The organism is Dokdonella sp. (assembly GCF_039926425.1).
In the GTDB taxonomy this organism is placed as follows: Bacteria; Pseudomonadota; Gammaproteobacteria; order Xanthomonadales; family Rhodanobacteraceae; genus Dokdonella_A.
The window spans coordinates 1-7,194 of record NZ_JBDSWZ010000175.1; the positions used below are offsets into that span (position 1 = coordinate 1).

The window sequence follows — 7,194 nt, forward strand, 5'->3', positions numbered from 1 at the left end:
TCTGAACGGCGCGCTACGTCACGAAGGCGGAAACCCATCGCGGCTGAAGCCGCTCCTGCAGGTCTTCGCGATTCTCGTTCCGGATCAGACCGCGTCGCGCAATGCTGCGCCGGTCAGCGCGCTGGCGAACCGGCGCCGGACGGCGGATTCGATGCCGGCCGCATCGAGGCCCTCGGAGCCCAGCAGTTCCTCCCGGCTTGCATGATCGAGGAATGTGTCAGCGAGGCCGAGATGCAGGATCGGCACTTCGATGCCGCGTGCGCTGAGGAGTTCGGCCACTGCGCTGCCGGCGCCGCCGGCAATCGCGTTGTCCTCGATCGTGACCAGTGCTGCGTGCGTGCGTGCGAGTTCGAGCAGCAACGTTTCGTCGAGTGGCTTTACGAAGCGCATGTTGACGAGCGTGGCATCGAGGACGTCGGCCACCTTTACGCACGGCGTGACCATCGCGCCGAATGCGAGCAACGCAATGCCGTTGCCGTTGCGGCGCACATCCGCCTTGCCGATCGGCAAGCCCACGAGTTCCTTCGACACCGCGGCGCCGGTGCCGCTGCCACGCGGATAGCGCACCGCGGCCGGACCGTGATGGAAAAATCCGGTCGTCAACATACGGCGACACTCGTCCTCGTCGGCGGGTGCCATCACCACCATGTTCGGGATGCAACGCAGGTACGACAGATCGAACGATCCGGCATGCGTCGCGCCATCGGGTCCGACCAGGCCTGCGCGGTCGATCGCGAAGGTGACGTCGAGATTCTGCAGCGCGACGTCGTGGATCAACTGGTCGTAGGCGCGCTGCAGAAAAGTCGAATAGATCGCGACCACTGGCTTGCCACCTTCGCAGGCCATGCCGGCCGCGAGCGTGACCGCGTGCTGTTCGGCGATGCTGACATCGAAGTAGCGCTGCGGATATTCCTTCGAGAACCGCACCAGCCCCGACCCTTCGCGCATCGCCGGCGTGATGGCGTACAGGCGCGGGTCTGTCGCCGCCATGTCGCACAGCCAGTCGCCGAAGATTTCGGTGTAGGTCGGCTTCGCGACACCGGTTTTCTTGACCAACCCGGCATTCGGATCGAATGGACTGACCGCGTGGTATTCGATCTGTTCAAGCTCGGCTTTCGCGTAGCCTTTCCCTTTCGTGGTGATCACGTGCAGCAACTGCGGGCCCTTCAGCTCCTTCAGCGTGCGCAGCGTGGAGACCAGCAGCGGGATGTCGTGGCCGTCGATCGGGCCGGTGTAGCGGAAGCCGAATTCCTCGAACAGCGTCGACGGCACGAACATGCCCTTGGCATGCTCTTCCCAGCGTTTGACGAAGCGCCACAGAATACCGTCACGCTTCATCATCTTCTTGCCGCTCTCGCGAATGCGGTTGAGCGTACTGCTCGCCATCATCCGCGCGAGCATGCGCGGCAGCGCGCCAACGTTTTCGCTGATCGACATCTGGTTGTCGTTGAGGATCACCAGCATGTCGGGTTCGACGTCGCCGCCGTGGTTGAGCGCTTCGAATGCCATACCGGCGGTCATTGCGCCGTCGCCAATCACTGCAAGGACCTTGCGCGTGTCGCCCTTGCGCTGCGCGGCGATCGCCATGCCGACCGCGGCGCTGATCGAGGTGGACGAATGGCCGACGCCGAACGTGTCGTACTCGCTTTCCTCGCGGCGCGGAAACGGAGCGAGGCCGTCCTTCTTCTTGATCGAGGTGATGCGGTCGCGCCGACCGGTGAGGATCTTGTGCGGGTAGCACTGATGGCCGACGTCCCACACGAGGCGGTCGACCGGTGTGTCGTAGAGGTAATGCAACGCGACGGTGAGCTCGATCACGCCGAGGTTCGCACCGAAGTGGCCACCCGAGGTGGCGACCGATTCGATCAGATAGGCGCGAAGCTCATGCGCGATGTCTCCGAGTTCGCTCTCCGGGAACTGGCGCAGGTCGGCGGGTGAATCGATGCGCGAGAGGCGCGGATAGCGATGGCTGTCGATCATGGCAACGTCGGCTTTCAAGCATCGTATTGTCGGATAGCGGCGATCCGCGGGCAACCTTGGGCGCGGATTCGGGCAATTCGTTCATGTGATGCAGCGCTGGGAGCCGGTCGCAACGCCGTCAGACCGGTCGCCGGTCCCTTGGCAGGTGGTTCACCAGAAAGTCCATCTGGTCCGCCAGAATGTTGCGGTTCGACAGTATGAGGTGCTCGACCCAGCTCGGCCGATAGGGAATCGCGAGCAGCGGCATGCCGGCCTGTTGCGGCGTGCGGTTGCCCTTCTTCACGTTGCACGACCAGCACGCGGTGACCACATTCGCCCACAGGTCGCGGCCTCCCTTCGACACCGGGATCACATGGTCGCGCGTGAGTTCGCCGCGATGGAAGTGGTGGCCGCAATAGAGGCACAGCATGCGGTCGCGCGAAAACAGTGCGACGTTGGTCAATGCAGGAGCCGGGTCGAACGCGGCAGGCCGCGCGTGGCCGGTGCTGGCGACGATCGGATGCAGGTCGAGCAGGCTCTGCATGCCGGTGTCGCGATTCATGCCGCCACGGATCTGCAGGCAGGCGTCGCCAAGCGTCCACGCCACCGCGCCGCGCACGTACAGGCAGACCGCGTCCTGCCAACTCATCCAGTCAAGAATGCGCCCGCTCGAGTCCAGCGAAAGGACGCGGGTGCAGTGGATGTCTCCGGAAGTGTGGACTTCCGCCAGCATGTGACCTCCGTTCCCCAAGAGAAAAGCGGTGGTACGACCGACCTCAAGGGCCGTGGCGGAGCATAGAACAAAAATTTGCCGTTGGGATGACGAGGCGGCGCTGCGTTTGCGCGGCGCTCGGCTACTTCACGAGCTTCGCCATTCGCAGCAGATCGGTGCCGTAGCCATGGTGCTGATAGAGACCAATGGCTCGCGCATTGGCGGGAAAGACCGCAAGCGTCATGTGGCGGCAGCGGTGCTCCTTCGCCCAGGCTTCGGCAAACGCGAGCAATGCGCTGCCGAAGCCCTTGCCGTCCTGGCCGGGAGCAACCGCGAGATCGGCGATGTGGCAGTTCTGCGCCTGCGTGAAGTGATCGGTGACCGTTTGCAGATGGAGGAAGCCGACGGAGTGTCCGTCGTCATCCTCGGCGACGAACAGATGCGAGCCGGCCGGCTCTTCCTCGAGATGTCGTTGAACGTCGTCGCGGATGCCATTGGCGCATTCATGGCGCTTGCGCCACGCCGGCAGTTCGCATTCGACGAAACGGCCGCAGAGGTCGAGGATGAACGCGTCGTCGTCGGCGCGGGCCAGGCGGATCACGGGAGAGGCAGTGTCCATGGCGATCAGTGGCCGGTCGACGTCGGAACAGGGGGCTCAGCCGAATTGTGCGTCCGGCATGTCGGTCAGCGTTTGCGCACCGCTGCGAATCGCCGCCACGTGCATGTGGATCCGCGGCAGGATACGTGCGTAGTAGAACACCGCGGTGTGACGTTTGGCGGACTTGAACTCGGCTGTGTGCGACGACGCATCCGCCACCGCGACGCTGCGCGCCCACAAATAGGCGAGGGCGATGTAGCCCGAATAAAACAGATAGTCGAACGCCGCGGCACCCATCTCCTCCGGATTTGCCAACGCGCGCTGGCCGAGTTCGAGCGTGAGTTCGCCCCACTGTTTCGCCGCATCGCCGAGTGGACCGATGAACGGCGCCAGTGCCGCGTTGCCTGCTTGCTGCGCGCAGAACGCGCCGATCTCGCCGAGAAAATGTTTCAGTCCGACCCCTTGCAGTTGCAGGATCTTGCGACCGAGCAGGTCGATCGCCTGGATCTGCGTCGTGCCTTCGTACAGCGTGGTGATGCGCGCGTCTCGCGACAGTTGCTCCATCCCGTGCTCGGCGATGTAGCCGTGACCGCCGTAGATCTGCAGCCCGTGATACGTGCACTCGATGCCCACTTCGGTGAGTAGCCCCTTGACGATCGGGGTCAGGAACGACACCAGCGCTTCGCCACGCTCGCGTGCGGCGGGATCGGTCGAATGCTTTGCGATGTCTTCGTGCAGGTACGCATACAGTCCGAGCAGGCGGCAGCCTTCGGCGAACGCCTTCTGGGTGAGCAGCATGCGGCGCACATCGGGCTGCACGATCAGCGGATCGGCAGGCTTGTCCGGAAACTTGGCGCCCGAAAGCGATCGCATCTGCAAACGGTCGCGCGCATACGCAAGCGAGTTCTGGTACGCGCGTTCGGTGAGGCCAAGGCCCTGCAGGCCGACCGCGAGCCGTGCGGTATTCATCATCGTGAACATCGCGGCGAGGCCCTTGTTCGGCTGGCCGACCAGGTAACCGTCGGCCGCATCGAAGTTCATCACGCAGGTCACCGACGCCTTGATGCCCATCTTGTGTTCGATCGATCCGCAGGCGAGCGTGTTGCGTTCGCCAACCGTGCCGTCGCGCGCGACTTTGAACTTCGGCACGAGGAACAGCGAGATTCCCTTCACGCCTGCGGGTGCATCGGGCAGACGTGCGAGAACGAGATGGAGAATATTGGGAACGAAGTCGTGCTCGCCGGCCGTGATGAAGATCTTCGTGCCGCTGATCCGATAGCCGCCGTCGGCGGTCGGCTCGGCGCGCGTCTTGAGCAAGCCGAGATCGGTGCCGCAATGCGGTTCGGTCAGGCACATCGTGCCAGTCCACTGGCCGGAGACGAGCGGCTTGAGGAACACGTCTCGCTGCCAGTCCTCGCCGTGGTGTTCGAGCGCCGACGATGCGCCGTGCGACAGCATCGGATAATTGCCCCAAGAGAGGTTTGCCGCGTCAATCATCTCCTTGATCGCAGCGCCCACGGTTTCCGGCAACCCCTGACCGCCGAAGTCTTCGCGTGCGGTGAGGCCGATCCAGCCGCCATCGACGTATTGCGCGAACGCTTCCTTGAAACCGGTCGGCGTGCGCACGCTCTTTGTCGCCGCATCAAACGTGCAGCCTTCGATGTCACCGCTCTGGTTCAGCGGTGCCAACACCTGCGCGGTGAAGCGCGCACCTTCCTCCAGCACCGCGTCGATCAGGTCGCGCGTGGCGGCTTCGCAACCCGGCAGATTCTGGTAGACCGACTCGACATCCAGCACGTCGAACAGTGCGAAACGCAGGTCGGCGAGGGGGGCTGTGTAGCGGTTCATCGTGTTCTCCGGGGGTATGGGTGCGCAGTCCGTGCAGTACTGACCGAGCGGCTGTTCTTTTCTTCGCCGTCATTCCCGCGAAAGCGGGAATCGCTCCAGGACAGCGGCTCAGTCATCGCGCATTCGCTTGCGCACAACAGAGCGATTCGCGCGTTCGCGGGAATGACGGCGATCAACAATCGATTCCTCGACAAGCCCGTGCGACGATCATCAACGGTATGTATTGGCCACGCCGGGCACCGGCGACAAACGGCTCGATTTGTCGAACTTGAACGTCTCTTTCGGTTCGCTCGTGTCGATCGTTCCCTTGAGCTGGTAGGTGAAGTCACCGGTTGCTGGCAATTTGGCTGCCGTTGCAAGCATCACGCGGACCACATCGCCGTTGTTGCCGACGATGTCGAGGTCCGGAGCAGCCGTGACCTGGCCGACGTCCTTGCCATCGATGGAGAGGGTCGCTTCAACGCCGCTGAAGTGCATCGGAAACGTGCTGTAGTTCTGGATCCGCAGCGTCATTTGCCAGTGCCCGTCGGGCAGCACTTCGAGTTGCTGGATACTCGCCGTCGACGGGTGCACTTTGCGTACCGGACCGCTGCTGCATGCGGCTATGAGGCTGGTGATCGCCAGCACGGCGAACAGGGGGCGAAGACGCATCGGAACACCTCAAACGATCGTTCGAATCGAAGGTGTAGCGTACCCAATTCGACGGGCGCGGCAAAGGCTTGCGGGTGCGTGCGGACGATTCGGATTTCCCGGGTATGTCCGTAGGCCGGACGCGCGTGCGCAGCCGGCGAGTGCGGCACGATGGGGAAAAAAGCGCCGGCCGCACACGACCGCGTCCGGCCTACGAAGGGAATGCCGCACGCCGCGCAATGAACTCGGCGATCGGCACCTGCCGCACGATACGACCGCCCGAGAGGCGAACCACCTCGTCGGCGAGCGCGCCGACCTCGTCCGCGTGATGGGTGACCAGCACGGTAAATACGCGTAGTTCCTTCTTCAGTCGCAGCAGGTAATCGAGCACCTGGATGCGCGCCTCTGCATGCAATCCGGTCAGTGGTTCGTCGAGCAGCAAGGCGCGCGGGTTCGACAACAGCGCACGGCCCACCGCGACCCGCTGGCGTTCGCCGCCCGAGAGCGTCTGCGGACGCCGTTCGAGCAGCGCACCCAGTTCGAGCAATTCGACGATCGCGTCGAGGTCGATGTCTCGCGCTGCGTGTTCAACGGGCGCTCCATACAGCAGGTTTCGCCGGACGCTCAAGTGGGGAAACAGGCGGCCGTCCTGAAATACGTAACCGATGCGCCGTTGCGCGACCGGTAGCGACACACCGGTCGCCGTATCGAGCAGCAGTTCGCCGTCGATTGCGATCTTCCCTGCATCGGTCGCAAGGAGGCCGGCAATCGCGTTCAGTACGCTGGTCTTGCCCGACCCGGAATGACCGAACAACGCGAGCGTCCGCGCCTCGGACCGGAACGCGACGTCGACGTCGAAATCGGCGAATGCGTGGCGCAGATTGAGTTCGATCATGGCGCCGCGCCAGTCGGGACGACAGCCGTCGGATTGAACGCACGTTCCCGATTGAAGCGAATGGTATCAACCCTCATCGCGATTCCTTCGCCACAGCGTTCCACCGGCGACGATGCTGGCTGTCGCGCTCGCGGCAAATGCGACGATGAGCGAGACGAACGCCAGACGATGCACGCCGGGCATTCCGCCGGGCACGCTGAGAAGTTCATAGATCGCGATCGGCAACGTGCGCGTTTCACCGGGGATGTTCGAGACGAAACTGATCGTCGCGCCGAACTCGCCAAATGCGCGCGCAAACGCCAGCACGCACCCGGCCGCGATGCCGCGCGCCGACAGCGGCAGCGTCACGGTCATGAAGCGTCGCCAAAGTCCCGCGCCGAGGGTTTCAGCGGCGGCTTCGAGCCGGCGGTCGACGTTGTCGAACGCCACGCGAATCGACAGGACCAGCAATGGAAATCCCATCACCGCGGCGGCAATCACGGCGCCAGTCCAACGGAAGGCGACGACGATGCCGATCTGTTCCAGCAGCGCACCGATCGGCCCGTGACGGCC

Annotated in this window: 7 protein-coding genes; all 7 read right to left on the reverse strand. The window is 63.9% G+C overall.

Features of this window, described 5'->3' with window-relative positions; all coding sequences use genetic code 11:
- Window positions 1-84 precede the first annotated feature (84 nt).
- A complete protein-coding gene (dxs, locus tag ABIV12_RS10375) occupies window positions 85-1,980 on the reverse strand; it encodes a 1-deoxy-D-xylulose-5-phosphate synthase (RefSeq protein ID WP_348058946.1) in 1,896 nt (631 codons plus the stop codon).
- A gap of 118 nt (window positions 1,981-2,098) precedes the next feature.
- Window positions 2,099-2,692: an HNH endonuclease gene (locus tag ABIV12_RS10380; RefSeq protein ID WP_348058948.1), complete on the reverse strand. Its 594-nt coding sequence runs from the start codon at window positions 2,690-2,692 to the stop codon at window positions 2,099-2,101.
- Window positions 2,693-2,813: 121 nt separating this feature from the next.
- Window positions 2,814-3,290: a GNAT family N-acetyltransferase gene (locus tag ABIV12_RS10385; RefSeq protein WP_348058950.1), complete on the reverse strand. Its 477-nt coding sequence runs from the start codon at window positions 3,288-3,290 to the stop codon at window positions 2,814-2,816.
- 36 nt (window positions 3,291-3,326) lie between these two features.
- Complete coding sequence (locus tag ABIV12_RS10390) at window positions 3,327-5,117, reverse strand: acyl-CoA dehydrogenase C-terminal domain-containing protein (RefSeq protein WP_348058952.1); 1,791 nt, start codon at window positions 5,115-5,117, stop codon at window positions 3,327-3,329.
- A 210-nt stretch (window positions 5,118-5,327) separates the two neighbouring features.
- Window positions 5,328-5,768, reverse strand: a complete 441-nt coding sequence (locus tag ABIV12_RS10395; protein WP_348058954.1) for an LEA type 2 family protein — start codon at window positions 5,766-5,768, stop codon at window positions 5,328-5,330.
- 190 nt (window positions 5,769-5,958) lie between these two features.
- Window positions 5,959-6,642 (reverse strand): ATP-binding cassette domain-containing protein, encoded by a 684-nt coding sequence (locus tag ABIV12_RS10400; protein ID WP_348058956.1) that lies wholly within the window; start codon window positions 6,640-6,642, stop codon window positions 5,959-5,961.
- 66 nt (window positions 6,643-6,708) lie between these two features.
- On the reverse strand, window positions 6,709-7,194 hold a 486-nt coding region (locus ABIV12_RS10405; protein ID WP_348058958.1), incomplete at its 5' end, for an ABC transporter permease subunit.